The 26,082-nt window shown below is 45.4% G+C and carries 21 protein-coding genes; 10 read left to right on the top strand and 11 right to left on the bottom strand.

Features of this window, described 5'->3' with window-relative positions; genetic code table 11:
- Nucleotides 1-15: 15 nt before the first annotated feature.
- The 6 genes from HMPREF9439_RS08130 to leuS form a co-directional block, all read right to left on the bottom strand.
- Nucleotides 16-1,122: a M20 peptidase aminoacylase family protein gene (locus HMPREF9439_RS08130; protein ID WP_008864492.1), complete on the bottom strand. Its 1,107-nt coding sequence runs from the start codon at nucleotides 1,120-1,122 to the stop codon at nucleotides 16-18.
- A 36-nt stretch (nucleotides 1,123-1,158) separates the two neighbouring features.
- A complete protein-coding gene (locus tag HMPREF9439_RS08125) occupies nucleotides 1,159-2,364 on the bottom strand; it encodes a THUMP domain-containing class I SAM-dependent RNA methyltransferase (RefSeq protein ID WP_008811840.1) in 1,206 nt (401 codons plus the stop codon).
- Between the two features lie 78 nt (nucleotides 2,365-2,442).
- Nucleotides 2,443-3,729 carry a glutamate-5-semialdehyde dehydrogenase gene (locus HMPREF9439_RS08120; protein WP_008811841.1) on the bottom strand — a complete coding sequence of 429 codons (1,287 nt, stop codon included), beginning with the start codon at nucleotides 3,727-3,729 and terminating at the stop codon, nucleotides 2,443-2,445.
- A 6-nt stretch (nucleotides 3,730-3,735) separates the two neighbouring features.
- Nucleotides 3,736-4,746, bottom strand: a complete 1,011-nt coding sequence (holA, locus tag HMPREF9439_RS08115; protein WP_008811842.1) for a DNA polymerase III subunit delta — start codon at nucleotides 4,744-4,746, stop codon at nucleotides 3,736-3,738.
- Nucleotides 4,733-5,266, bottom strand: a complete 534-nt coding sequence (locus HMPREF9439_RS08110) for an LPS-assembly lipoprotein LptE (protein ID WP_008864491.1) — start codon at nucleotides 5,264-5,266, stop codon at nucleotides 4,733-4,735. Before HMPREF9439_RS08110 ends, holA begins: the two co-directional genes overlap by 14 nt.
- 66 nt (nucleotides 5,267-5,332) lie before the next feature.
- Nucleotides 5,333-7,966: a leucine--tRNA ligase gene (leuS, locus tag HMPREF9439_RS08105; protein ID WP_008864490.1), complete on the bottom strand. Its 2,634-nt coding sequence runs from the start codon at nucleotides 7,964-7,966 to the stop codon at nucleotides 5,333-5,335.
- Nucleotides 7,967-8,479: 513 nt separating this feature from the next.
- Between leuS and HMPREF9439_RS08100 the strand changes: the two genes are divergently transcribed.
- From HMPREF9439_RS08100 to panD, 8 genes are all read left to right on the top strand, one after another.
- Entirely contained in the window at nucleotides 8,480-9,697 is a 1,218-nt protein-coding gene (locus HMPREF9439_RS08100) for a hypothetical protein (RefSeq protein WP_008864487.1), read from the top strand.
- A 19-nt stretch (nucleotides 9,698-9,716) separates the two neighbouring features.
- Nucleotides 9,717-10,505 (top strand): hypothetical protein, encoded by a 789-nt coding sequence (locus HMPREF9439_RS08095; RefSeq protein ID WP_008811846.1) that lies wholly within the window; start codon nucleotides 9,717-9,719, stop codon nucleotides 10,503-10,505.
- A gap of 110 nt (nucleotides 10,506-10,615) precedes the next feature.
- Nucleotides 10,616-11,404 (top strand): hypothetical protein, encoded by a 789-nt coding sequence (locus tag HMPREF9439_RS08090; protein WP_008811847.1) that lies wholly within the window; start codon nucleotides 10,616-10,618, stop codon nucleotides 11,402-11,404.
- A gap of 17 nt (nucleotides 11,405-11,421) precedes the next feature.
- Complete coding sequence (locus HMPREF9439_RS08085; RefSeq protein ID WP_008864486.1) at nucleotides 11,422-12,222, top strand: hypothetical protein; 801 nt, start codon at nucleotides 11,422-11,424, stop codon at nucleotides 12,220-12,222.
- A 42-nt stretch (nucleotides 12,223-12,264) separates the two neighbouring features.
- On the top strand, nucleotides 12,265-12,651 hold the full coding sequence (locus tag HMPREF9439_RS08080; protein WP_008864485.1) for a phospholipase D-like domain-containing protein: 387 nt from the start codon (nucleotides 12,265-12,267) through the stop codon (nucleotides 12,649-12,651).
- Complete coding sequence (locus HMPREF9439_RS08075; RefSeq protein WP_008864484.1) at nucleotides 12,648-13,544, top strand: phospholipase D-like domain-containing protein; 897 nt, start codon at nucleotides 12,648-12,650, stop codon at nucleotides 13,542-13,544. The genes HMPREF9439_RS08080 and HMPREF9439_RS08075 overlap by 4 nt, the downstream gene beginning before the upstream one ends.
- Before the next feature lie 159 nt (nucleotides 13,545-13,703).
- A complete protein-coding gene (locus HMPREF9439_RS08070) occupies nucleotides 13,704-16,049 on the top strand; it encodes an ATP-dependent helicase (RefSeq protein ID WP_008864483.1) in 2,346 nt (781 codons plus the stop codon).
- A gap of 677 nt (nucleotides 16,050-16,726) precedes the next feature.
- Complete coding sequence (gene panD / locus HMPREF9439_RS08065; protein ID WP_008811851.1) at nucleotides 16,727-17,113, top strand: aspartate 1-decarboxylase; 387 nt, start codon at nucleotides 16,727-16,729, stop codon at nucleotides 17,111-17,113.
- A 15-nt stretch (nucleotides 17,114-17,128) separates the two neighbouring features.
- Here panD and HMPREF9439_RS08060 read toward each other — a convergent pair whose 3' ends face one another.
- On the bottom strand, nucleotides 17,129-18,352 hold the full coding sequence (locus HMPREF9439_RS08060) for a Fic family protein (RefSeq protein ID WP_008811852.1): 1,224 nt from the start codon (nucleotides 18,350-18,352) through the stop codon (nucleotides 17,129-17,131).
- Between the two features lie 427 nt (nucleotides 18,353-18,779).
- Here HMPREF9439_RS08060 and HMPREF9439_RS08055 point away from each other — a divergent pair, with 427 nt between their 5' ends.
- Complete coding sequence (locus tag HMPREF9439_RS08055) at nucleotides 18,780-18,965, top strand: hypothetical protein (protein ID WP_008864482.1); 186 nt, start codon at nucleotides 18,780-18,782, stop codon at nucleotides 18,963-18,965.
- Nucleotides 18,966-19,138: 173 nt separating this feature from the next.
- Here HMPREF9439_RS08055 and HMPREF9439_RS08050 read toward each other — a convergent pair whose 3' ends face one another.
- The gene (locus HMPREF9439_RS08050; protein WP_008811853.1) at nucleotides 19,139-20,353 is read right to left on the bottom strand and encodes a M20 metallopeptidase family protein; all 1,215 of its coding nucleotides are present in this window, start codon (nucleotides 20,351-20,353) and stop codon (nucleotides 19,139-19,141) included.
- A gap of 651 nt (nucleotides 20,354-21,004) precedes the next feature.
- Entirely contained in the window at nucleotides 21,005-21,367 is a 363-nt protein-coding gene (locus HMPREF9439_RS08045) for an H-NS histone family protein (protein WP_008811854.1), read from the bottom strand.
- Nucleotides 21,368-21,908: 541 nt separating this feature from the next.
- Here HMPREF9439_RS08045 and polA point away from each other — a divergent pair.
- Nucleotides 21,909-24,719, top strand: coding sequence for a DNA polymerase I (polA, locus tag HMPREF9439_RS08040; RefSeq protein WP_039896335.1), 2,811 nt, complete (start codon nucleotides 21,909-21,911; stop codon nucleotides 24,717-24,719).
- Nucleotides 24,720-24,783: 64 nt separating this feature from the next.
- On the opposite strand, the gene HMPREF9439_RS08035 is transcribed toward polA, so the two are convergent.
- Nucleotides 24,784-25,200 carry an META domain-containing protein gene (locus HMPREF9439_RS08035; protein ID WP_008811856.1) on the bottom strand — a complete coding sequence of 139 codons (417 nt, stop codon included), beginning with the start codon at nucleotides 25,198-25,200 and terminating at the stop codon, nucleotides 24,784-24,786.
- An 89-nt stretch (nucleotides 25,201-25,289) separates the two neighbouring features.
- Nucleotides 25,290-26,069, bottom strand: coding sequence for a BPSS1780 family membrane protein (locus HMPREF9439_RS08030; RefSeq protein WP_008811857.1), 780 nt, complete (start codon nucleotides 26,067-26,069; stop codon nucleotides 25,290-25,292).
- Between the last annotated feature and the right edge of the window lie 13 nt (nucleotides 26,070-26,082).

Below are 26,082 nucleotides of genomic sequence, written 5' to 3'. Positions count from 1 at the left end.
TATCTGTTGGCTGAATTAGCCGACAACATTAAGAATCAGTTTTTCCAAAACCTTGACACCGTTTCTGAGAGATTCGGGGTTCATGGTCATGCGCGGATCGTGCAGACCCGGTGTAACGCCGGTACCGACACCGATGTAAGCGGCATGAAGTTCAGGTTTCTTCTGTTTGAAGTAGTGGAAGTCTTCTCCGCCGCCACCGCAGTCTTTAGCGACTTTTTCTTCACCGAGTACTTCGCCGATGGTCTTGCGAACCTGGTCAACCAAGTCTTCGTCGTAAACGGCAGCAGGAATAACGCCGCCCGGGAATGTGATTTCGCAGGTAACGTTGACGCATGCGCAGGCGTTGGTGATCGCTGTCTTGAGTTTTTCAAGCAGTTCGGTCTTCGTTTCATTGTCCTGGGCGCGGATATCAAGAATCATCTTGCCTTTGTCCGGGATGATGTTGGTGGCTGTAGAAGCGCAGTCAATGGATGTGACTTTGGCGGACCAAGCCTTGTTCGGGTTGACCCAGAGAGAGTTCACGGCATTGGTTGCGAGAACGGCTGCTTCAACAACGCTGGCTCCGAGGTGCGGGCGAGAGCCGTGCGCGACTTTGCCCTTGAGTTCGACGATGCAGAATGTGCTGGAAGTATGACGAACAGCAGCGCAGACAGTGCCGTCAGGAATGTCCTGGATCGGACGAACATGAGCACCGAAAGCGTAGTCGACGTCATCCAAGACGCCGTCGTCATAAGACTTCAGAGCACCGAAGAGGGTTTCTTCAGCAGGCTGGAAGAAGAGTTTTACGCGGCCTTTTTTGACGTGGCCGATGAGCTTGGCGGCTGTGGCAAGAACCATAGCGGTGTGAGAGTCATGGCCGCAGGCGTGGATGCAGGCATCTTTTCCGTCGATAACAAAAGGAAGGGCGTCCATATCGGCGCGGAGCATGACTGTGGGTCCGGGTTCTGTACCGTCAATGTAGGCAACAACACCGGTTCCGCCGATGCCGCGGATCGGTTCAAGCCCCATTTCCTTCAGTTTGGCAGCGACGTAGTCACTGGTCTTGTGTTCGTTGAAGCCGAGTTCCGGGATCTGGTGAAGATCGGTTCTCATGGCTACTACATCAAAATCTTTAGTGTCCATTTTATTTTCCTTGTTGAGGTTATCCTCGACGATTTATTAATCAGAAGAAGTTTCCTTTTGAGAGACATCTTCCTTTCGGTTGGATCCCGCTGTCATGACGAAGCGGAAGAAACGGCACTCGAGGGGGCCGTTGAAGAAAACGATTTTTTTAGACTCTTTGAGCCGCATCTGACGAGGCAGCTCACGATCGCTTGTGAGCATCCAAACTGCCCAGCCCGCGAAATTGCGTTTCAGGTTATCAGCCACGTTCTTCATCATGGAAGCCACGCTGGCGGATTTCGGATTGGATTGTTCACCGTACGGCGGGTTCGTCACGATTAAACCCGGCGTCTCAGAGGAGGGCTGAACTTCACGGGCATCGCAAGCCGAGAAGCGAACCTTCCCTTCGTTAACCCACTGAGAAATACCGGCCAAGACGGCATTTTTCTGAGCGCGGTCGACGATTAATGTCGAAATATCGCTTCCGGCCAAATTAACCGGAACATCAAAATTCACCGCCATACGAGCTTCTTTCTTGATGCGCTGCCAAGCCGTGGAATCAAATCCGCGGAAGCGCTCAAAGCCGAAGCGGCGATTAAGCCCGGGAGCCATATTGCAGGCGATCGTGGCAGCTTCAATGATGATGGTGCCCGAGCCGCAGAAAGGATCCTGCAGCGGTTTGTCCGGTGTCCAGCCGGCAAGTCCGAGAAGACCGGCAGCAAGATTTTCTTTCAGCGGGGCTTCGCCTTTAGCTTCGCGCCAGCCGCGCTTAAAGAGAGATTCACCAGAGGTGTCTAAATAAATAATGCAGCTCTTGTCCGTTAAGTGGACATAGATTCGAATGTCCGGGTCGTGCTTTTCTACGTCCGGTCGCTGACCGTCGGTCTCACGAAAATAATCGCAGACGGCGTCTTTGACGCGAAGGGCCGTAAAAGCGACGCTTTTGAGCGGGGAGCGGCGGGAAGAAAGTTCGATTTTGAAGGTGTTTTTAGGCGTGAAATACTGTTCCCAGCGGAAGGATTTAGCTAATTTATAGATATCTTCTTCCGTGCGATAGGGACCTTCGGCTACTTTCAAGAGAATTCTCGAGGCGTAACGAGTCCAAAGGTTAACCTGCATCATTTGGCTCATTTCTGCGCCGAACCAGCAGCCGCCTTTCTCTAAACGGAATTTTTCAATACCGAGCTTTTTAAGTTCCTCAGCGAAGAGCTCTTCTAAAGAGAGAGGGACGACTGCGTAAAAAGGTTTAAGCAAAGTATTCACAAGAATTCCTTCTTCATTTGAATTGAATTGTAGGCCTTTCGGCTTGCGGCCGTAAGATGGTTTACCACAAGGAAAATCTTACTTGCGAAGTTCACCGTGGCCGAAAACAACATATTTTTGACTGGTTAAGCCTTCTAGTCCCACCGGTCCGCGAGCATGGATTTTGTCTGTCGAGATGCCGATTTCGGCACCCAAACCGTATTCAAATCCGTCTGCAAAACGTGTGGAGGTATTGAGCATGACAGAAGAAGAATCGACTTCGCGCAGGAATCTTTCGGAATGCTCAAGATTGTTGGTAATGATGGCATCCGTGTGGTGAGAACCATACGTGTTGATATGGTCAATGGCTTCTTCCAGGGCGTCAACGACCTTAATCGAAAGTACCGGAGCGTTGTATTCTTCGGACCAGTCGGTTTCTGTTACGTCTTTAACCGGACCGAAATTTTCCAGGATGGCTTTAGAAGCCTGATCGCAGCGAAGCTCCACGCCTTTCTTGAAATAGATCGCGCCGATCTTCGGCAGGAACGTTCCGGCAATTTTTCGGTTGACCAGCAGCGTTTCCATGGCGTTGCAGGGAGAATAGCGCTGCGTTTTGGCATTGTCGCAGACGGCGACTGCCATATCGATATCGGCGCTTTCATCCACGTAGGTATGGCAGATGCCTTCGAGATGCTTGATCATCGGAACGGTTGCTTCCTGCATCAAGCGGGAGATCAAGCCCTTGCCGCCGCGGGGAATCAACACATCGATGTATTCGCGGGCGGTAATCAATTCGCCTACCAAATCGCGGTCCGGGTCCGTGATGATCTGAACTGCGTCGGAGGTAATGCTGTTTTCCGAGAGTGCCTGCTGAATAAGGCCTGCTAAGAAAGCGTTGGAATGTTTGGCATCGGAGCCTCCGCGGAGCACGGCAGCGTTGCCGCTCTTCAAACAAAGGGCAGCTGCATCAATTGTGACGTTCGGGCGGGACTCGTAAATAATGGCAACTACGCCGAGGGGCACGCGCATTTTGCCGACTTCAATGCCGCTCGGCTGCGGACGAACATCGGTGATTTCGCCGATCGGGTCTCTCAAAGAGGCGATCTGACGAAGTCCGGCAGCCATCTGGGCAACGGTGTCTACAGAAATGGTCAGACGATCAATAAAGGCTTTAGAAAGACCATTCTTTTCTGCCTCGACGATGTCCAGGTTATTTGCCTTTAAAAGATCTTCTAGATTCTTGCCGAGCAAATCCGTCAAAGTCAGAAGAACATTGTTTTTCTGTTTGGAGGAGGCTTTAGCCATGATCAAAGAAGCAGCGCGTGCCTTTTTGCCGATGACGGCGATTTTGTCGTGAGCCGTTTGGCTGACGTTCGTAAATACCATAGATTATTACTTCCTTTTTAGTGAGAGCATGAGACAGACAGCCTTTAATTCCTGCCAGGCGTCTCCGTCACTGCTTTCGACAAAGAGTCCCTTACTCATACGATCTACATCGCTTAGGCGATGAAGCATCAATTCAAGGAGTTTAGGATTGGCACGGCGAGATGCGCGGTTGAGCGCACTGCGATGGGCCTCTGAGAGTCCGAATGTTCTGACGGCAAATCCTCGATTAAGCAAAAGCAGATTGCGAACGACATCCGTCAGCATCCAGAGAAAAGAAGGAATTTGAACGTTTTCCCCTTGCAGGGAATCGATAATTTTGGACACCTGTCTGGCATCGCCTTCAAGCATCGCAAGAAATAGCGATTCCTGATCAAAACGAGAAACGTCGGAAACGGCGTCGAGCACATCGCTGACATCAATTTCCGGCTTGTTGACGAGCAGGGCGAGTTTCTGAATTTCCTGAGACGTCGCCAAAAGATTCCCTTCGGTTCTTTCAGCGATGAGATTTGCGGCTTCAGGCGTGAGCGTTTGGCCGTTTTTCTCTTTGGCACGCTCCGTAATCCAGCGCGGCACGGCGTTACGGTCAATCGGATCCGTGCGGATACAAACCGACGACTTCATGAGGTGATTGAACCAGTCTTTTTTCGTTGCGGTCCAATCGTAATCAAAGAGCGAGACAACGACCATCTTGTCTTCGTCGGCGTGCTCAATAACAGCTTCCACAGCCGCAGGACCGTTTTTACCGATCGTTGCTCTGGGGAAAACAACCTCAATCAGATTTTTTTCGCCGAAAAGGCTCTGGTCGCCGAGTGCCTCGTAAAGAGGCGAGTAATCGGCGTTGCCTTCAAAAACAAAAGATTTGCGTTCGGAATAACCTGCTTTAAAAGCAGCGGCTCGGATAGCATCCTGAGCCTCGATGGCCAGCAGGGGTTCCGAGCCCAATAAAAACCAAAGCCGAGGAAGATTACCGTTTTCGTCGGGCCTTAATTTTTGTGCAAGAAGACTACTCCAGCTCATGCATACCTTTTTGGACAGTTTCTTCGGAGATGTGAGTCATACGGTTGACCATTTGATGGATACAGGACTGCTCCATTTCTTCATAAAGCAGTCTTTCCTGATTTGCGCGGCCGTTTTCGTCACTTTCGTCGCGAATCAATTCGCGGGTAGCGCTGACCGTGGTCGTGGGCAGAAGTTCTACACCGTTTTGCAGAACGACTCTGAATGTATTCGTTAAACGCAGACTGTAGATACGGGCTCGACCGTCTGAGTTGTAAGCCAAGACATTGGAGCCGCGGGACTGCCCGAGCAACTCAAAAATCGCCTCGGCTTCTTTGCGGTCATTGACAACTTTGACTTCCGTTTGGGCTTCAAGGTTGCGGCGGATGGTTGCCCGAACCGCAGAGTTCTCGCCAAGAGCAATATAGATCGTCTTGAAAGGAACGTTTTGCTTGCCGCGCAGATGCCATCCGCAGCCACTCAGGCCGAGGGCCGAAAGACCGAGAATGAAACTGCGGCGAGTCAGTCCTATGTAATTCATAAGCACCCAGTAAAACAAAAAGAATGAAACCTCAGGCCCTAAGAGGGCCTGAGGAATTAAGCCTTATCAGACCACAATGTTGACCAATTTCTTTGGCACAACAATGATCTTACGGACAGGTTTGCCGTCAATAAATCGCTGTGCGTCAGGGTTGGCCAGGGCAGCTGCTTCGATTTCAGATTTCGGTGTTTCGGCCGGAACGTTGATTTCTCCGCGCAGTTTGCCGTTAATCTGAATCACATACTTCACTTCATCGGCAACCATAGCCTGAGCGTCAATCTTCGGCCAGGGAGCGTCGACGATGGAAGTGCCGAAACGCTGATCGTAGCCCAGGTCTTCGAAAAGCTGAGCCGTGATGTGCGGAGCGATCGGGTAGAGCGTGCGAAGCAGGATGGACATGCCTTCGTTGATCACGGCGCGTGTGCCTTCGGATGTGTTGTCCTTGAGGGTATCAAGGGAATTGAGCATCTTCATGGCAGCCGAGACAACGGTGTTGTACTGCATGCGGTCTAAGTCGAATTCAGCCTGTTTGAGCGCCGTGTAAATATCGCGGCGAACAGCCTTTTCTTCATGATTCAGTTTGGCGACATCCAGTTTGACATTTTCTTTAATGACATCCTGATGTGTGAATCCGAAGTTCCAGAGTCTTCTCATGAAGCGGAACGTACCTTCGGCTCCAGAATTGCTCCAGGCTGCGCTCTGGTCGGGAGGTCCTGCAAACATCACGAACGCGCGGGCAGTGTCGGCACCGAACTTGCCGATGATGGCAGACGGTTCCACAACGTTGTTCTTCGACTTGGACATCTTTTCGATGCCGCCAGATTTGACGGGCAGACCGTCTTCCTTTGCAGTGATCTTCTCGATTCTGCCCTTGGCGTCATAAACGATACCGAGTTCGCTCGGGTAGAACCAACGTTTTCTTCCGTCGGGGAGTTCGCGGTAGAAGCATTCAGCCGTGAGCATGCCCTGAGTGAAGAGGCGCTTGAAGGGTTCGTCAAATTTGACGAGGCCCAAGTCGCGCATGACTTTGGTCCAGAAGCGGGCGTAGAGCAGGTGAAGCACGGCGTGTTCGATACCGCCGATATACTGGTCCATAGCCATCCAGTAGTCATTGCGTTCGTCGACCATGGAAGTTTCACAGTCGGGCGAGCAATAGCGCATGTAATACCAGCTGGAATCGACGAAGGTGTCCATCGTGTCGGTTTCGCGTTTAGCGTCTCCGCCGCACTTCGGACACTTGCAGTTAAGGAAGGCTTCGTCCTGATTCAAGGGGTTGCCAGAGCCGTCCGGGATTAAGTCTTCGGGCAGGATGACAGGAAGATCTTTTTCAGGGACAGGAACCGGACCGCAGTGCGGGCAGTTGATCATCGGGATCGGGGTGCCCCAGTAACGCTGACGAGAAATACTCCAGTCACGCAGACGATACTGAACTTGAAGCTTGCCTAAGCCGAGGGCTTCAAGATCCTTCGCAACGGCGTCGCGAGCCTGTTCGAAATCCATTCCGTCATATTTGCCGGAATTGACGCAGAAGGTGCCTTCTTTTTCGCCGTACCATTCGTGCCAGACTTTGTCATCGAAAACCTCACCTTTCTTACCGATGACTTGTTTGATCGGCAGGCCATATTTAAGTGCAAAAGCGAAATCGCGTTCGTCATGAGCAGGAACGCCCATCACAGCGCCTTCACCGTAGGTCATTAATACATAGTTGCCGATCCAAACCGGAACGTCGGCGCCGGTGAGCGGATGCTTGACGCAGAAGCCTGTCGGAACACCTTTCTTCTCCATCGTGGCCATATCGGCTTCGGAAACGGAGCCTTTGCGGCATTCGTCGATGAAGGCCTGGAGTTCGGGTTTGTCTTTTGCCAAACGGAGCGCAAGCGGATGCTCGGCAGCAATGGCAGCGAACGTGACGCCCATGATCGTGTCAGGACGTGTTGTGTAAACACGAAGTTCTTTCTTTTCGCCGTCGAGTTCGTACGGGAAGGCGAGGTTGACACCGTAGGACTTGCCGATCCAGTGTTCCTGCATGCGGCGGACCTGTTCGGGCCAGCCCTGAAGCTGGTCGAGGTCTTTCAGGAGTTCTTCGGCGTACTGAGTAATTCCGAGGTAATAGCCGGGGATCTCACGTTTTTCAACGATAGCGCCGCTTCGCCAGCCGCGTCCTTCGATCACCTGTTCGTTCGCCAAAACGGTGTGGTCGACCGGGTCCCAGTTCACTGTCTGGGTCTTGCGGTAGGCAACGCCTTTCTCAAGCATTTTCAGGAACATCCACTGATTCCAGCGGTAGTAGTCCGGTTTGCAGGTCGTGACTTCACGGGACCAGTCAAAAGCCAGACCGAGAGGTTCCATCTGGGCCTTCATGTCGGCGATGTTGTCGTATGTCCATTTAGCCGGAGCGACTTTCTTGGCGATGGCGGCGTTTTCAGCCGGCAGGCCGAAAGAGTCCCAGCCCATCGGGGTCATGACGTTCATGCCGCGCATACGCAGGTAGCGGTAAAGGACGTCATTTAAGGTGTAGTTACGAACGTGACCCATATGCAGTTTTCCGCTTGGGTACGGCAGCATCGGGCAAACATAGAATTTTGGTTTTTCTTTACCGTTGGCGTCGAGGGCATGTTCGACGGCGCGGTAGATATCTTTAGCACGCCAGTGGGCTTGCTGGACGGATTCAACTTCCGCCGGATCGTATGTTTCTCTCATGAGAGTTCTTTAGTTAAAGAAGCTGGAAAATGTGTCAATTATAGGTGATGGAGTCGAAAGTTTCGGCTTTGCCGCAAGAAAGCCATTCGGGTTGTCTACTTATATTAGAGAAGCTAAATCAGGCACAAATTTTTATCGAAAACCTCAGCAAAGGACAGATAAAGGCAATATTTTGCTCTGTTGATTGATGATTAGAAACGCAGCAAGGATCCGGGGCTTGAAAGAACTGGAGAAGACAATGGACAAGCTAATAGGAAGTTACATTTTCGGACGGAGCTTGAAGTTAAGCAAGGGTACACCCTTTAACTTTTTGGAAACGTTCGAAAAATAGAGCTTGGGCTTGCGTTTTATTATTGCTAACGTGGTTATATGCGTTGAATGTAACGTCTAATAAACAACAAGCAAGACTGCCTAGCTGGCGGTTATCTGAAAATGTTGTGCCCCACAATTAACAAATGTAATAAAATTTTACAAGAGGAGCTGTTCTAACAAAATTTTTGAGAGGGGAAGGTGATGGTTAGTTCGTGTGAAGTTCTTTTTCAGGAAAAGCTTGTTTGCTGGTATTCGCTTTATAAAGCCCTCCATCACCAAGTGTTATCTAAGAAGGCCACAGATCCTGAACTTAAGCTAACTCATACCATGAGAGCGAATGCCTACCTTTCTAACATTTGTGCGTCAGGTGACGGGGAGAAGTTTCTTAAAGATTTAGAGGCGGTTATTATTCAAACTTTTGATGGTGTTGGACGGCATTACTATGTTTATCTAGAAGATCCTTTTGAGCAGGAAGAGATCCCGGAAGAACTTCATTGCCTGAATAGTTGCTACTGTGCGCTTATATCGAGAAAAAACTTTCTTCAAGAAAGAGATAAAAGAAAAAATGACAAAAATTACATCAAATCGGTCCAATACCTGGACGAAGCCGTTAGTTGTAGCGATTGCTTTTACACCTTAGCGTGCCTAAAAAAAGCATTAGAAGATTTTTCTTCGAAAATTAATTCGCTACCTTATGGTTGTGATTCTCTTTACTCTTATAGTGCCTTTAAAGCAGATCGAAGTGAGCCCTATCCATTCTGCAGGGCATTCGATGAATTATTAGAAGAAGACTTTGATATTCACAATGGGTTCAGACGAATTGAAGGCTGTAAAAAAAAATCTAAAGAATTTCAAAAAGATAAAAACTCGAAAGAAGAAACTTTAGATTTATTTTTAAGTCGTACTTTCTCCACCCCGACGATACCGAAACACATAAGCATTTTTGAAGATTCTCTTGACCTCCCAATGGATAGCGGTCAGGGAGATGACATGGAAGATCTCTTTCCTGTCACTCCCGAAGGAGAGGACGAAAGTGAAGGCCCGGTTTTAGAAGTTTGCAGTTCAGAGGATTTCACAATCGAAGTCGAAACAGAAAAAGAGGAACAAACTCACAGACAGGATGGGTCTTTAAACGATGTCGATATCGTTAGCTTCTCCATTCGAGAGAACAGATGCATTACTCCAGCAAGAAGGGAAGATAAGAAACAAGAAAATAGTAGGGAGTTTGAAGAAAAAATAGACGAAAAACTCAAAGTGTTAGCGAACGTTTCGGTTAAAAGCAGGGAGGCTGCAAACCAATCAGAACTTTTTAAAGATGGTTTTGGTGATAACAAGGAGAACTCTCAATTTTCAAGGTCTACATATGACAGAGATGTGCCGAAGAGGTTGTACGAGGTTTTAAGAACAATCCTCACTTGATAAGCTAGGCAAGAGAACTATGAAAAACGTTGTGAAGCAGAAGAAATTTTGTGAAATCCTCCTTCCTCTTCCTTTCGTAAAGGCTTCGGATGAAGGCAAAACGGTCCTGGACCTTACGATTAATCCGCACATTCTCATGGCGGCCGGAGATCTTAAGCAGCTCAGATTTCTATTTGATTACTGTGAACGCTTTTTTAACGGACTTTCAATGGCCGTCTGTGTAACCAAAATTTCCAAATATGATGGCATCCAAGAAGAATATGGTTTTAATTTGACGACAAGGGGAACTTATGATTTGCGGAATCCTCTGAAAGTCAAAGATTTTTATGAGTCTATGAGTGATCGATTGGAGGAGATGAAAAAGTTTAATGTAAGAGACTTTTGTGACCTAAAATTTAAAAGAAAATCATTACAAAATTATTTATCACCTCAAGATAAGAGAAGTCCAGCCAATTTGGAAGAATTTGAAAAATTTATCCGTAATGGAAAAATACAAATCATCTTAGTAGAAAAAGGAACTTCATTTTTGGAATGTTACGATCCTCTATATAAAGATTTTCTTCTAAAGATTATCCAAAATGGAAGAAGAGCAGGGTACTTCGTAATTGTCGGCGAAACTGAAGAAGGACTTGGGAAGTTAGATCCTTTAATAAAAATCAATCTAACGACGCGTCTGTCGTATGGAATAAAAGAAAAAGAGCTATCAAAGGTATTTCATTTTCATCAGACCCTAAAAAATTACGACAGAGAATCAATATATATGGAACGAATAGGAGAGTATCCTTTTAAAGTTTATAGCTCTCTTTAGGCAAAGAAGATAATAGGCCTAGTAATTGTTGTTACTGACGGAATAAATCTAGCTCTTTTTCAATCAAATTCTTCTACGGACGAAACAATAAAATATAGATTGGATTAAAAATGAAAGCGTTACACGGTTACGAGATTCATCCCAATGGTTATGTTACTACAAGCCTTCCAAGAAAAGAAATTGGCATAAACAGGCTCAGGTTTCTTTGCGGAAAATGTACAACTTCGGTTTTATTTTTCCCAAGAAAAGATTTCAATGAGTTTACTCAATCAGTTGTTAAGCAGATTGAAGAGAAAGCAAAGGCTGCGGAAATTGGTTTTATACCTTTTCATTGCGAAAGTGGTGAAGGCTTATTTCTTTTCGACTGGCTTCTAAGGAGTGGAAGAAATCTATCATTGAAGAGAGAAAACAAGAATAATTTTGTTGGTCTTGTTATCCCTGACCGAGGAAGCTATATGTATTACTATTCATTGCTTTTTTCAACCTTTGGAGGACTTACACATTTTATTTACAAGGATGCAATTGATGATTTTTACTTGATTAAGTCGGATCTAAATTCTCCTAAATCTTTCGGTAAAGCCAGATTTACTCCTTTAACCAGAAAAGAAGCAGACAGTAAACCAATAGCTGAAGAAGAATTTCTACGGATAATTTTGCAACTGAATAGTGATAGCAATATCGAGATTGAAGAAATCAATGTTCAAGAGCATTTATATCGTAGGTCACTGACCACGAACTTACCAAATAATTTACGAGAAGTGTTGGAAAAAGATGTCTGTTTGGGCGACGGCAGAAAAATGATGTATGAAGAAATAATGTCAAATCCTCTTTTCGAAATTGTTTTACGGACGGCTCAACTGACTGACTTTACGGTCTTGTTCGACTATAAGAAAGAATAGTGAGGGGTAATTATCTTATGAATACAACTGATAAAAATTTGAAGATTCCCGGGGGATTCACGCTTTTACCTGACGGCGAAGCTGTAGTAGATCCTCAAGCTAAAAGATGCGGACTAAATCGATTCAAATACTACAGTCAGAGATGTGCAACGGCGTTTCTCTTTTTTTCTAACAGACAATACAAGGATCAGACTGCAGAGGTAGCATTTGCTATTAGTAAAAAGACATTTGCTCCGCAAATCGCTTTTTTCTCTTTTACTTCTGAGGAAGGTATTGGTCTTTTTTTATATGACTGGCTTCTTGACGGAGGAAAAAACGTATATCTCAGAGGAGATGGAAAAGGTGATTTCGAGGTGTTGGTAGAGCCATATCACGGATATTTTTTATTTTATTACTCACTGCTTTTTGCAAACTTTGGAAAATTAAAACAAATAATTTACAACGAACCGTTTGAAGATTTTTATTTGATTAATTCCAATATGAATGCCAAAAAATCGTTCGGAAGAAAAAAATCAAGGCTTCTGACTAGGAAAGAGGTTGATTTATTCGACGGTACTGAAAATGAATTTTTAAAACGTTTACTTAGGGTGAATGAAGATGTCGATTTTGAAATAGGCGATACCTTTATAACACCATCTACCGACGATCCCTACGATTTGTACGAAATGAACCAGGATTTGAGGCAAGCTCTTCATATCGGGACGACTAAGCCGAGAACATATAAAGAGATAAGCTCAAGGGTATTTTTTAAAAAACTAAAAAAAACTGAGGGAATGAGAGACTTTAAAGTAATGTTTGACTATCGAAAAAGCAAGTAGTTTTTTAATAAAAATCTGGATTCCCAAATCAAGGAGTATTAAATGAAGGATTTAAAAAATCTTGAACAAGTCGAATTATCTTTGATTGAAAACATACAAGGGCGAATTGAAAAATTAATTTCATCCTCTAAAAAGATAGATATTTGTTCCGCATGGGTAACGAAATCTGATGTATTGGATAAGATAGGAATAAGAATGGAAGAGTTACGTCCTTCGATTAACGGTGTTTTTTTAAGGATCATATCGGGAATAAATTTCGGAGGGACGGATCCAGAGATTTTTGAACTTGGGAAAAGGGAATGGAAAGAATATAAAGGATGCTTTGAAATAAAAATCCCAAATGCAGAATTATATGAAAAAATCTTTCATCCAAAACTATATTTTTTTATGACGAAGTGGGTGGGACTAGAGTTCTCATCGGAAGTATGAATTTTACAAAGGCAGGACTTTTACAAAATAAAGAACTTCTTGTCGAGTTGAAAGGAAAGAATGAAAAATTGGTTAATTGGTTTGAAGAAACTTGGAAAAATTCTCACGAGATAACGCTAGAGGAGAGGGACCGACTTGGCGCTCAATTTGCAGGTAATAAACTGGTGAACGATGGTCGAGACCCGGATTCAACCGATATGGAGGACGTTGGTAATTGGCTGATGGAAAGAAAATATCTAACGGACTGGAAAAAGTATAAAGATAGTCTTCAAAAAGCCGCGCCAAATTTTAATAATTTTTCTAGAGAAACCATTCTTGGGGATCCTCGCAATGATCCGTGGTCCAATCTTTTCAGTTTGACTGCTGAGTTGCTATCGAGCCGGAGATGGAAGCCTGTATACGGCAATGTATTGGCAGGGAATGTTTTCCCGTACAAATTCTTGGGTTCCCTTCAGGCTCGGGGAGGATTGTGCTCTGTCCTGGTGAAGGATAGAAACCTAGAAGAACGAAAGAAAATAATTAAAATTCTTAAAAGCTTTAAAGAAGTTAATGTGGACGGATTAAGTGTGGATGAAAAAGCAGATGTGGTTATAAGTTTCCTAAAAGAGTTGGACTCTCTTCCAGAAATTGGAGTGGCTTCTGCTTCAAGGTTTTTAGCAATAACCAGGCCAGATTTAGCATTTTCTTACAACGGAGGATCAGTAAGGAAACTAAACTTACTTGGGAAATTAAAAGGTGATTATCCAACAGTTAAAAACTACCAAAAATTATTGCGACTCTTTTACTCCACGGAATGGTATAACTCAAAGCCACCTAAGGCTCAAACGAAAGAGCGTCAAATTTGGAACTCAAGGTTGGCATTGATAGACATCCTAGTTTATGAACCCGAGTAAAACTTATTTTTAAATTCTAATAAAGGGCAGAAGGATCTTGTTCCGTTTGTAATTTATAGATGAGATTTACCTTTATGAAGAAGTAAACGTTCGTCACTGGGTCTGCAGCGAGCAGATGCGTTTGCTAGACTTCTCACTCCTTTGGATGAGAAGAAAAGAATGCAATCCATTACTGAATCGCTTAATAAGCAACAAGCCCAGGCAGTGACTGCCGAACCGAAGTCTGCATTGATTCTTGCCGGCGCCGGCTCGGGGAAGACGCGCGTCTTAACAAGCCGCATTGCCTACCTGCTTCAACAGAATATGGCTCATCCGAGCGAGATTCTTGCGGTGACCTTTACGAATAAGGCTGCCAAAGAAATGCTGGCTCGCCTGCAGAACATGATTCCGATCAACCCGCGTGCTATGTGGGTCGGTACTTTCCATGGCTTATGCAACCGTTTGCTGCGTCTGCATCATCAGGAAGCCGGCCTTCCGTCGACGTTTGCCATTTTGGATATGAGCGACCAGCTCGGCGTGATCAAACGCGTGATGAAGGCAAACGGCATTGATACGGAAGAGTTCAAGCCTCGTGAGGTACAAAACTTCATCAACCGCTGCAAGGAAGAAGGCAAGCGCGCCTCTGAGGTCTATTCAAAGTTCTCTAAAGACAAGGCATATATTCAGATTTATGCCATGTACGAAGCAGTGCTTCAGAGAGAAGGAGCCTGCGACTTTGCGGAACTGCTCTTAAGAGCCTATGAGCTTTTGAGCCGTAACGAAATGATTCGTCATCATTACCAGGAACGTTTCCGTTTTATCTTAGTAGATGAGTTTCAGGACACCAACGTTCTCCAGTATGAATGGCTGAAGCTTTTGGCCGGCTTGGGAGAAAAAAATCCGCCGAACGCGGTCTTTGCGGTCGGCGACGATGACCAGTCGATTTATGCTTTCCGCGGCGCCAACGTCGGCAATATGATGTCCTTTGTTCAAGAGTTCAGAATCGGAGAACCGATCCGACTTGAACAAAACTATCGTTCTCAAGGCAACATTCTTGATGCTGCTAACGCTTTGATTTCCAACAACTCTGAGCGCATGGGCAAGAACTTGTGGACGGATGCTGGCAAAGGCGAGAAGATCAGAGCCAACCGTTCGGACAATGACTTTGATGAAGCCCGCTTTGTTTGTTCCACGATTCAGGAATACATCGACAAAGGCGTCTCTCCTGAAGATATCGCCATTCTTTATCGCTCCAACGCGCAGTCTCGTTTGTTTGAAACGGAACTGACAAGACGCGGTATTCCGTTCATGGTTTACGGCGGTCTACGATTCTTCGATCGTGCTGAAATTAAGAACGCTATGGCTTACATGCGCTTGGCCGAGAACCCTTCAGACGATTCTGCATTCTTAAGAGTCGTTAACGTACCGGCCCGCGGAATCGGCGCAAAGTCCATTGAAAACCTTGTGGATTTTGCGACGACGAACGGCATTTCCTTATTTGAATCTATGCAGTACATCCGTGGAGCGGCGGCCAATAAATTTGCCGCTTTCAAGGAGATCATCGACACACTGCGTGTTGCAAAAGACGAAATGCCGCTTCCCGCTTTCGTCGACTTCACTGTTGAAAAGAGCGGCCTGAGGAATATGTACGAATTGGATCCGAACGGCAGCGAGCGTATTGAAAACTTACAGGAATTAACGTCCGCGGCTCAGGGCTTCATTAAAGAAGAAGCCATCGATACGGAAAATTCCGACGGCACGGCGGTTGAGAATCTTTCTGCTTTAGCAGGATTCGTTTCTCATGCCAGTTTAGAAGCCGGAGAAAACCAAGCTCAGGTCGGTCAAGATGCTGTCCAGCTGATGACTGTACACGCCTCGAAAGGTTTGGAATTCGATATTGTCTTCATTACCGGTTTGGAAGAAGACATGTTCCCGCACTTCAGAAGCAAGAATGACAAAAAGGCCCTTCAGGAAGAACGCCGCCTCATGTACGTGGCGATTACTCGAGCAAGGAAAGAACTTTATCTGACGCTTGCCGAAGAACGCATGCTCCAGGGCAGAAGTTTCTCAAGCTATCCGAGTTCCTTCCTCACAGAAATTCCGGGAGAGACGCTCAAGTGGCTGAGCAGAAATCCGTTCGAGTCACGTTACGAAGCGGAAGATGAAGACTCTTGGGGAAGCCGATCCGGCTCGAATAAAAATTATTCAAGTTCTTATCGCAATTCTTCTTGTGGCGGATCTACAAAACCGTCCGGCCATAGATTCGCTTCAAATGTTCCTGAATGGGCGAAGGGAATTATTGAAACGAAGAAAGAAAAACTCCAAACTCAGAAAATACGTGCTAAACAGAATTCTGATTCACCCTATAAAGCAGGTATTAATATTAATCATGAAAAATTTGGTCCCGGTGTCATCCTTGACACTCAGGGAGCAGGGGACGACATGGTCTTGATTGTTAAATTCAAGACCGGAGGAATTAAGAATCTTTTAGCGAGAATTGCCGGAAAGAAAATTACAATCCTGTAACTTAATACAAAACTTTTGGTAAGGTTCTGTCTTTAAAACAGAACCTTATTTTTTGACTAAAAATTCTATTATTCTAAGTATTTGATACATCGATAGGTTTTATCTAGGCTAGCTAGACAAAATTAATTTTTAGTTTAGAAAGTGTATATCTAGTGTATTTGAAGATCATTTATCTAGATATATAAATCTAGTTCATCCCGATAGATATACGGTCTTGAATTTTTCTTACTTAAAGTGAAGGTTCAACTTCTATGTGATACAAGTAACTATTTGAATTATAGTTAAATAACGCATATAAAACAATTAAACAAGAATGCTGAGATACGCGAAATTTCACTTTAAAAATCGTTAAAATTAAATTGATACAGGCTTTTTGTAAATAAAATATATGAGTTATAGCTTGAAGATCTATTTCATGATGATATACATAGATATATTATTTATAGATTTAAATCTTCGTTGTATATATGATAAAAATAATTCAAGTATTTATTTATAAATTTATGTTCAATCAAATATGTATTGCATATTAATTATTATTGATACCTAACATATAGATCTAGCGGATAACATCTTATCATCCTTTCTGAGGGATATTCTTTCATGATAATGACGTTTCTGCTCATGTCTAAGGACTATAATTTATTTACTTTATAAATGATTTCGGGATGTAATAGATGTTATTAACGATACTCAAGAGTAAGATTCATCGTGCAAAAGTTACTCAGGCGGATTTAAATTACGTTGGTTCTATCACGATCGATGAAGAACTTTTAAGACAATCAGGTATTAATGAATACGAGCAAGTTGATGTCGTTGATATTAATAACGGAAATAGATTAACCACTTATGCCATCTCAGGAAAACCTGGCTCGGGTATTATTTGTTTAAACGGGGCGGCTGCTCGTTTAGTTTCTGAAGGCGATTTGGTCATCATCATGAGCTACGCTCAAATGACTCGAGAGGAATTGAAAGAACATAAACCGACAGTGGTTTTTGTCGATCCGGATACGAACGCAGTAACCTCCGTGGAGCATCAGGAAGTCCACGGGGAGATTCGCTGAAAACTTCGAATGGAATTAATCGCCGGTGACGGAGAATTTCGGGAGCGCGTCTTCGCGTGTCGGAAGCGGCTCTCGTTTTGTTCGACCCGGCGTTCCTTTTTGGTATAAAGGAACGAAGGGATCAATAGAGGCAGGAAGAGGCGAGAAACTATAGTTTTCGCTTTCTAGCAGTTCTATCAATCTCGTGTGGTAGAACACACGGTCTCTTCCGTCTTCAACTCTTTCCAGGATTCCGGCGCGGGCCAGATCATTCAAAATATGACTGGCTACCTGACGCCTTGTTGTGAAGATACTGGAAAACTCACCCGTACGGCATGCCGGATGTTTGAATATCACCGGCAGGAATGCTGCATGAGAGGCTAAACCGATCATCTTCAAGTAGGCCTCTGTCTGAGCGTACAAACGCTGTAAGGAAGCCAAAAGGTCGCCGGAAAGCAGAATTGCTTTGGATAATGTCTTCAGCATGTACTGAAGGTACGGAGACCATTGTCGGGTTCTCAAACCGTATAAACGTTCTTCGATGCCGAAGTGCGCATTGGTCATCAAGGCGCGACCGAGCATCAGACAGGGAGCAGGCGAGTTGATGTTCTGTCCCATCAAGGAGAGCTGCAGAAGGATTTGAGTCACTCTTCCGTTATGACGGTTCAAAGGGGAGATCGCCATAAAGTACAGATTCGTCAAAAGCGCATGAACCAGAGGGTCTAAGTCTCTCAGTTCTTTGGAGTATTTTTCCCATCTGGCCAATTCAACCTGAACGGCTTTGCTGTCGGGAAAGGTATCCGGCTGAAGAAGGATCTGCTCCTCTTCGGTTTGCGGGTTTTGGCGCCAATTAATACCATCTTGCGGGAAGCTGTTGGCAACATTTACGACGGTTTGAACCGTTATCGGACCGTTAGCGGCAGCATCTGCGCAATTAAACAGAGCATTAATGTAGTTATCGATCGTTACGATGTCGGGATTTTCTAAGTCTTTCAGTATTAAAGACAAGAAATAAGACTTCAAACTGACTTTTAAACCCTGACGTTCGAGTTCGTTTTTCGCTTCTACGGAGGCCATTAAGGGCGCAAAAGTCTCCGCCATTGCATCTTTGGCAAAGGCATAGCGAAATCCCGAGAGTTCACGGATGACTTTCAAACATGACTTCAAAACAGCCAAGTCTTCCAGTCCTTCGGAATCCATGGGAGGAGGCAGGCTGATAGTACCTTGAGCGGCGGCACGCCTTATCTCTTGGAAATGCATTTCGGTCGATCAGTCCTTTTTTGTTTTTGTCAGGGTTAACAACGATAATATTTTCGCTATTCTAACGAAGAGCATTCACAGCGTCTACAAGCGGAAAAGGCAAAAAATTGCCCAAAAGCCTTAAGTTCTTGGAGTTATTCGGAATATTTAGCGTGAGCTTTTTTAAACAGGCTGTATTTCGCTCATTGACGCAACTTGTTCTCGTTAATCCTGAAGCAAAATTATCGACTTTCTCTTCTTGTCAGATAAGACAACTAAAGTTTGTTATTCCATAAAAATTTGGTTGCAATTCTTAAGGATTTTCCTAACTGATTGATTAATTTTGAAGTGTCATAGAAGTGACATAATTAGAAAAGATTTCTGCTTCAAGCGGTCGTATTTTCAAATTTGAAGTGTTTATGATTTGCACGCGATTTAGGAGATCATTGTGAACAGAATCGGAGCCAAGCATCGTTGCCCCAAGTTTACGCCCCATCAGACATCTGTCTCTTTGAGCTGCAGCCGCAGACGCTGCCTCTTTATGTTGGGCTTTCAGCGCTATCAGACACGCGGAAAATTGGATTTAAAAGATCATCCGGAGTTGAATGATCTTTTCCATCAAACAACGCACTGATTAGCTGTTTGAAAACTTCGTGACGGTTACCGCAGACGGGCTCTGCGGTTCTTGTGCAGGCGCTTCTTCAGCGCCTTTCTGTCTTTCTGTATATTGCGTCTTAGCGGTTTCTAACAAAGAAAACGGCTCTGCATCTTTCAATGCAGAGCCGTCAGATTTGGTTTTGAAGCCCGCTATTCTTCGCTTAATGCTTTCAAGCGGGCCTGGGCAATTTTCACAAATAAAGTACTTGCCAGCGGAAGCACTTCATCATTGAAATCAAACTTCGGATTATGAAGCGGAACCGTGTGGTTTTCGTCGGCAATACCAATTCTGCAAATGGTTGCAGGCACTTTTTCCTGATAGACGGAGAAGTCTTCGCTGGACATGAAGGGCTTAAAGTCGGGGAAAATTTTGTCTTTACCCAACAGATCCTGAGCGATGCGGACGCCTTCTTTGGTCAGACGTTCGTCGTTATTCACTGAAGAGATAAGACGTTCGTAGCTGACTTCAGCTTTCAGGCCGTGGGCCATGGCGATGCCTTCTGCCATACGCTTGATCGTGTTTTCGACCAAATCCCGAACTTCTGGAAGGAAAGTACGAACGGTGCCGCCCATGACAGCTTCGCCGGGAAGCACATTAAATGTTCCGAAAGTTCCGGCATTCATAAAGCAGACGGAAACGACGGCACTTTCCAGAGGATCAACCTTTCTGGAAACAATTGTCTGCATTGCCAGGTACATTTCGGAGAGGGCAGGAATCGGATCGGCACCTTGATGAGGACGGCCGCCGTGTGTGCCGGCACCAATGAACTTAACCGCAAAAGTATCGGATGCCGCCTGCAGGTGGCCGACTTTGAAGCCGATCTGACCTTTCTTTAAGAAGGGCTCATCGTGCGCACCGTACATTTCCTTAACTTTGTACTTGTCGAGGAAACCGGACTGCACGACGCTTTCGGCTCCTTTACCGATTTCTTCGGCGCCCTGGAAAACACAGACGAGCGTACCGGGGAAATCTCTATGTTCAGCCATGTATGCAGCCGCACCCATGAGCCAGGTCTGGTGACCGTCGTGGCCGCAGGCGTGAGCCTGACCGTCAATCTGGGAGCTCCATTCTTTTCCGCTAAGATCTTTCATCTTGAGTGCGTCGATGTCAGCGCGGAAACCGATGGTCTTGCCGGGCTGATTGCCTTTAATTTCGACGAACAAAGAGCCGGGGCAAGTGGTGTCATCCATGTCTTTGGGAGAAACATTGTGTTTTTCAAGGAATTCCTTGATTTTTCCGATGGTTCTTTGAGTTTCGAAGCCGCAGTCAGGATGCTGATGGATATCGTGACGGTGAGCGACTAATTCCGGGAAAAGAGCTACGAGCTCCGGAAGGCACTTGTCTTTTGCTACGGGTTCAATCATTTTTAATCATCCTCCTTTAGGAATGGCTCGAGCTTAGACGTTAATAGTCAGTTGGGCAATAGTATTACCACCAATTACATTTGCAAGATCTGCAAGCAGATATCGGTTATGTTCCTGGCGGATCTAGGAGTGCGAGAGATTGGAAACTGTTTATGTTTTTGATCCTCTAATGCTGAATCTAGAAGAATGATTGAACGGTATTAACAATTATCTCTCGTGATTAAATGCTCAGACAAATTATTATTCTTTAACTTCTGAGAGATTTGCTACTTTTTGAATTAAATGAAGTAAAAAATAAGGATCGAATAACTTACGCATATCAGAAGTCTAATTAAAACCAAACTGATAATGACCCTTCGATCATAGATTCAAATATAAAAGAACAGGTAAAGCAGAGAGAAGGAGTCTGACTCGGATACTCTTTTTAAAGAGGCTGATTAGATAATGGTATCTTTTATCGGAAATATTTGTTTGTTGGTCCGACGATAAGTGTCTCCGGAGAAACGAAAGAAATTTTAAGTGTTCAAAAATCTTTAAACCAAGATCTCAACGACTAATTAATTTCAAAGACTTAAAAAGTCGTGTTTAATAGTAGTAAGAAAAAACCGCAGAGAAAATTTTCACTGCGGTTTTGATGATAAAGCAATGCGATTAGGCTTTAACGTTGTCGGGTCGAGTCAGTTCTTCTAAGCGAGCTTCTTCGTCTTCTTCCATTGCAACGGGGGAAGTAATACGGAAATCCTCAAGGCTCTTGCCTTCAAGCTCAGCCTGCTGGAGCCAAATAGGTTTGCGGCCGCGCCCCGTCCAAGTTTCGCCTTTGGGTCCCATGAATTTCGGGATCATTGCGCCTTTGCGCATAAGTTTTTTAAGCCCGATTTCTGCAGGCTGAAGGTCGAATTTTTGAATCAATTCTCGGCAAGTATTAATGGCGTTAATACGTTCGCGGCGAGTAACTTCTTCAATTTCTTTTTCTAATTCTTGTTTTTGACGAATCAGATCTTCTAAAGTTGCCATTTGGACACCGATTGATAAAAAGAAATAACAAAATAAAATTAGATAATAAGATTATCTGTTGATGATTATAAGCGATATAGAGATATTTATTTAATTCAAATTTATTTTTAAAGAATAATGTGACCGAATTAAGTTTGTCTCTCTCCTAAACTGTTTTATTTAAAATCGAATGAAAACAATCGGCTATTGGAATTTACCGAGATAATCGCTTCCTCATGATAGTTCTGCAGTTCATCTGGGCAAAATTTCAAGTCTGATTTCTTTTAAAGCAATAAATTAAATTGATCAGTTTCCGGTTTCTATATCCTGCTTTTGGTAGGCAAGTTTAGATACTGAGGCTCAAAGGAATACTTTTTCAAATGAGCCTCTCTAGACAATTATTTTCCTTATCGTTGATGTCTTTAGTGGCTTAAGATCTCGGTTCACACAAACTGAATAACTGTCCATAATTGGCAGAATTTCGTACCGAGTGGGCCATCCTTTGGTACTCTTTCAACTTATGTTCGGTGCACCCGTTGTAGTTAGGGAAAAGGACCTTATCTTGAAAAAAACGCTTCTTCTTATTGACGGTTCAAACTTTATTTTTCGTGCTTACCACGCGCTGCCTCCTTTATCGACATCGACCGGCACGCCCACGAATGCGATTCGCGGCTTCCTCTCGATGCTCAGAGTATTGATGAAGGATGTACCTACGGACTATGTTGCGTGTGTGGTTGATCCGAAAGGAAAAACTTTCCGTTCGGATATCTATCCTGACTACAAGGCCAATCGTCCTCCGATGCCGGAAGACCTTTCCGTGCAAATACCGCTGATTTTTGAGGGTGTTCAAAAAGAAGGCATTCCTTTCCTTCAGATTCCCGGAATAGAAGCCGATGACACCATTGGAACATTGACGAAAAAAGCCGTAGCAGAGGGCTTCAATGTCGTTATCGCCACCGGCGACAAAGACTTTGCTCAGCTCGTCAATGACAATGTTCTCCTTGTGAATACGATGGGCAAGGACAACAGCTGGCTAAACAGTGAGGGCGTTGAGAAGAAGTTCGGAGTACCTCCGGAAAAGATCATCGATTTCCTCGCCCTTATGGGCGATAAGATCGATAACGTTCCGGGCGTTCCCAAGTGCGGAGAAAAGACCGCTGCTAAATGGATCACTGAATTCGGCTCAGTGGACGGCGTGATCGAAAACGCAGAAAAAGTGAAAGGCAAGATCGGTGAAAATCTTCGTTCGGCTTTGGGCTTTCTTCCGATTGCCCGTCAGCTAGTCACGATCAAGACTGATGCTGACTTATCGGCAGAAGTTCCTTCCTTAGAGTCTTTGAAGTTAAAGACGCCGAACCGCACCGAACTTTTGGATTACTACAACAAGCTGGAATTCAGAAGCTGGGCTAAAGAACTAAAGAAAACGGATGTACCCGGTGAAGTCAAACCTTTAGAAACTTCAACAACGGCTCAAAAGAGAGCTGCGGTCGGAGCTGCTCCTGTTGAAGGCGATACTTTGGATTTGTTCTCACAGGAACAAGAATCCGAAACCGAAAGAACGCTTGAAATCATTACTGATAAGGCAAAAGCTAAAGAGCTGGCCGCACATCTTGAAGATTTGGTCACCAAGGACGGCTTTGAATTTTATGTCTTAGCGGACGGATCATCTCAGCAGGAATATATGCCGGTCGGCGTTGCTTTCGGAACTACGGACGGCAAGACGAGTTACGTTCCGATCGACAACGATGTCCTTTTAGCTCAAGGTCTTACTCTAGGTACTTTTAAAGAGATCTTCGGAAGGGTGCTTGAACATAAGAAACCGATTAAATGCGGTTATGACACCAAGTACATGAAACACGTCTTCGCCAATGTCGGTATTAATCTCGCCGGTGTCTCCGATGACGTAATGCTGGAAAGCTATGTTTTAGAGGCCCATCGTTCTCACACTATAGAAAAACTTGCAGCCAATTGGCTTAAATATGAATTAAGAGGGGAAGAAGAACTCTTAGGAAAAGGCGCCAAAAAACTGTCTTTTTCCCAAGTTTCTGTCGAAAAGGCAGCTGAATTTGCTTCGGAAAGAGTCTTTATCGTCAGCCGGTTAAATCGTCTCTTTAAGAAAGCATTGTCTGACGACGCGAAACTTGAGAAAATTTACCGTGATATTGAAATGCCTTTGTCAGATGTTCTTTTCAAAATGGAACAAAATGGCGTGCTTATCGATACGAAACTCTTGGATCAGCAGACAGCCCAGCTAAATACGAAAGCCAGAGAATTGGAAGAGCAGGCCTTTGAAGTTGCCGGGGAAAATTTCAAGCTGTCCAGCCCGAAACAGCTTGGCGAGATTTTGTTCGACAAGATGGGTGTTGTTCTCGAGGGTGCGAAACCGAAAAAGACGATCTCTGGGAATTATTCCACCAGCGAAGAAGTTCTTTCTGAACTGGCTGAAAATTATCCCTTGGCAAAGATCGCCTTGGAGTACCGCACGATCACAAAACTCGTGACGACTTATACGGAAAAACTTCCGAAGATGGTCGATCCCAAAGACGGAAGAGTCCACACGACCTTCGAACAAGCGGTCGCTGTGACAGGACGTTTGTCTTCCACGAATCCGAATCTTCAGAATATTCCGATTCGAACCGAAGAAGGCCGCAAAGTTCGCGAAGCATTCATCTCGGCATCCGGCTGCAAATTGATCAGCGCTGACTATTCTCAGATCGAACTGCGCATCATGGCGCATTTGTCAGCCGATAAGCGCTTGGTTGAGGCCTTTAAGAACAATGAGGACATTCACCGTGCGACAGCGGCGGAAGTATTCGGAAAGGAAAGGGACAAGGTCACACCGAATGACCGCCGTATTGCCAAAGTGATTAACTTCGGTTTGATGTACGGCATGAGTCCGTTCGGTTTGGCAAAGAACCTCGGCATCGGAAGAGACGAGGCTAAGAATTACATCAACAAATTCTTTGCTCGTTTTCCAGGTGTTCATGACTACATGGAAAGGACAAGAGCTTTAGCCGATCGCCAGGGTTACGTCGAAACAACCTTCGGCAGAAGGCTGTGGCTCCCGGAGATCCATGCGGGCGGTGCTCGTCGCGCCGCGGCAGAAAGAGCTGCGATTAACGCGCCGATGCAGGGGACGGCTGCGGACCTGATCAAGCTGTCGATGATTGCGGTTCAAAAATGGATTGAAGAGAAAGGCCTTAAGAGCAAACTCATTCTCCAAATTCACGATGAACTCATCATGGAAGTGCCGGAGGCCGAAGTTGACCTTGTTAAAGAAAATCTTCCGAAGATCATGGATTCAGTCACTGAGCTCCATGTTCCTCTGATCGCTGAAGTCGGGGTCGGAGACAACTGGGAAGCCGCTCACTAACTAAAAACGCTCGGGACCGACCGAGCGTTTTTAGTTGACGGCGCTCAAAGCGCCTGGTCATGAATTAGTTGCAGGCTTTGGCTTTTTCGGGAACCAGACGACCGACTTCTTTCTTGTCTCCGTCAAGAAGGATCAGCTGCTTGTCATCTTTCTTGATGTAGTGTGTTGCATTCAGCATGGTGGTGAAACGCATTTCCTGGTCCATGTACTCCTTAGCGCACATTCTCTGGGTCATGGCCATTTCGGAGAAATCAATCTTTCCGTCTTCACCGATTTTGTAGCGGCCGGACATGTTGTTGCATCCGGGCTCGGAGGAAAGCGTACCGTCTTTATGAAAATCAATCATGGCCGGAAGTTCGCAGGAAGACTTAGTTTGTTCTTCGAGCGGCATCCAAGTATTGGCAGCCAAATCTTCATTAGTCAGCGCAAAAGCGGAAGAGGCGACAGCGCCGAGAGCAAGACAAAGAATTAAGTTACGCATTTCAACTCCAAAAGATTTCTTGTTTTCGATAGCTTAATCGAGAAGCAAAAGGGCCTGCAGATGCAGGCCCGGGAATGTGCAACGAATCATTAATGAAGCGGCGGAACTTCAGACTCGAATATCGAACGCCACATCGGATAAAGAGAGCTGTAAGAAAGTCCTGTGACAAAGAGTGCCCACAGGATGACCAGGATCTGTCCTAGATCGCCCAAGGCGCCGAAGGCAACTGCTCCGCCGGAAGCCAGCAGAAAAAGCAGCAGACCGAGGCAGGCAATGGCGCCGATATTTCTGAAACAGACCACAAGGCTGAAGAAGAAGGCTTTGCCGATAGGCTGTTTTTTCCAGGCAATCAGCATCGGAGAGAAGCATGTGATGCCCAACAGCATGGCGTATAGGACGGCCCCCACGATGAAGCCCAGCCAAGGAATATGGCTCAGGACGCTCTGAGGATCAATTTGGCCCTGAGCATTCTTCCACTGTGCGATGTCACCGGAGGTCAGGAGGCTCACGATCAAGCCGATGACGATAACGCAGAGACCGTAAATCAAGCCTAACAAAATCAGCTTGTTACGAGTGTCCATGTCATTCCAGCCTTCGCCGAAGCAGGAGAAGAGGGTCGGGCGGGAATTACGGGCAAGCTCTCTGCCGCAAGCGGCAAAAGCCAAGGCCCCGAAAGGCGTTACCAAAGAACTTAAGATCGCGCCGAGCCAGGAAAGTCCGAGAAGCTCGGAAGGCAGGTTGGCAACGAACAAAGCAAGCACGTAACAGCCGAGAATGCCGAAAACAGTTGCGGGCGCACGTTTGACAACAACACATGCGCCTCGCAGCCAGTCCATTCCCGTTTTAAAAGGAAGGTGATAATTTTCCATAAAAACGAAGTTT

The organism is Parasutterella excrementihominis YIT 11859 (assembly GCF_000205025.1).
GTDB classification, from domain to species: Bacteria; Pseudomonadota; Gammaproteobacteria; order Burkholderiales; family Burkholderiaceae_F; genus Parasutterella; species Parasutterella excrementihominis.
This window is presented reverse-complemented; position numbering and strand designations above follow the sequence as displayed.

Coding starts and splice junctions, on each gene's coding strand:
- HMPREF9439_RS08130 (WP_008864492.1), bottom strand. CDS start 1,122: ATGGACACTAAAGATTTTGATGTAGTAGCCATGAGAACCGATCTTCAC.
- HMPREF9439_RS08120 (WP_008811841.1), bottom strand. CDS start 3,729: ATGGTATTTACGAACGTCAGCCAAACGGCTCACGACAAAATCGCCGTC.
- holA (WP_008811842.1), bottom strand. CDS start 4,746: ATGAGCTGGAGTAGTCTTCTTGCACAAAAATTAAGGCCCGACGAAAAC.
- HMPREF9439_RS08110 (WP_008864491.1), bottom strand. CDS start 5,266: ATGAATTACATAGGACTGACTCGCCGCAGTTTCATTCTCGGTCTTTCG.
- leuS (WP_008864490.1), bottom strand. CDS start 7,966: ATGAGAGAAACATACGATCCGGCGGAAGTTGAATCCGTCCAGCAAGCC.
- HMPREF9439_RS08100 (WP_008864487.1), top strand. CDS start 8,480: ATGGTTAGTTCGTGTGAAGTTCTTTTTCAGGAAAAGCTTGTTTGCTGG.
- HMPREF9439_RS08095 (WP_008811846.1), top strand. CDS start 9,717: ATGAAAAACGTTGTGAAGCAGAAGAAATTTTGTGAAATCCTCCTTCCT.
- HMPREF9439_RS08090 (WP_008811847.1), top strand. CDS start 10,616: ATGAAAGCGTTACACGGTTACGAGATTCATCCCAATGGTTATGTTACT.
- HMPREF9439_RS08085 (WP_008864486.1), top strand. CDS start 11,422: ATGAATACAACTGATAAAAATTTGAAGATTCCCGGGGGATTCACGCTT.
- HMPREF9439_RS08080 (WP_008864485.1), top strand. CDS start 12,265: ATGAAGGATTTAAAAAATCTTGAACAAGTCGAATTATCTTTGATTGAA.
- HMPREF9439_RS08075 (WP_008864484.1), top strand. CDS start 12,648: ATGAATTTTACAAAGGCAGGACTTTTACAAAATAAAGAACTTCTTGTC.
- HMPREF9439_RS08070 (WP_008864483.1), top strand. CDS start 13,704: ATGCAATCCATTACTGAATCGCTTAATAAGCAACAAGCCCAGGCAGTG.
- panD (WP_008811851.1), top strand. CDS start 16,727: ATGTTATTAACGATACTCAAGAGTAAGATTCATCGTGCAAAAGTTACT.
- HMPREF9439_RS08060 (WP_008811852.1), bottom strand. CDS start 18,352: ATGCATTTCCAAGAGATAAGGCGTGCCGCCGCTCAAGGTACTATCAGC.
- HMPREF9439_RS08050 (WP_008811853.1), bottom strand. CDS start 20,353: ATGATTGAACCCGTAGCAAAAGACAAGTGCCTTCCGGAGCTCGTAGCT.
- HMPREF9439_RS08045 (WP_008811854.1), bottom strand. CDS start 21,367: ATGGCAACTTTAGAAGATCTGATTCGTCAAAAACAAGAATTAGAAAAA.
- HMPREF9439_RS08035 (WP_008811856.1), bottom strand. CDS start 25,200: ATGCGTAACTTAATTCTTTGTCTTGCTCTCGGCGCTGTCGCCTCTTCC.
- HMPREF9439_RS08030 (WP_008811857.1), bottom strand. CDS start 26,069: ATGGAAAATTATCACCTTCCTTTTAAAACGGGAATGGACTGGCTGCGA.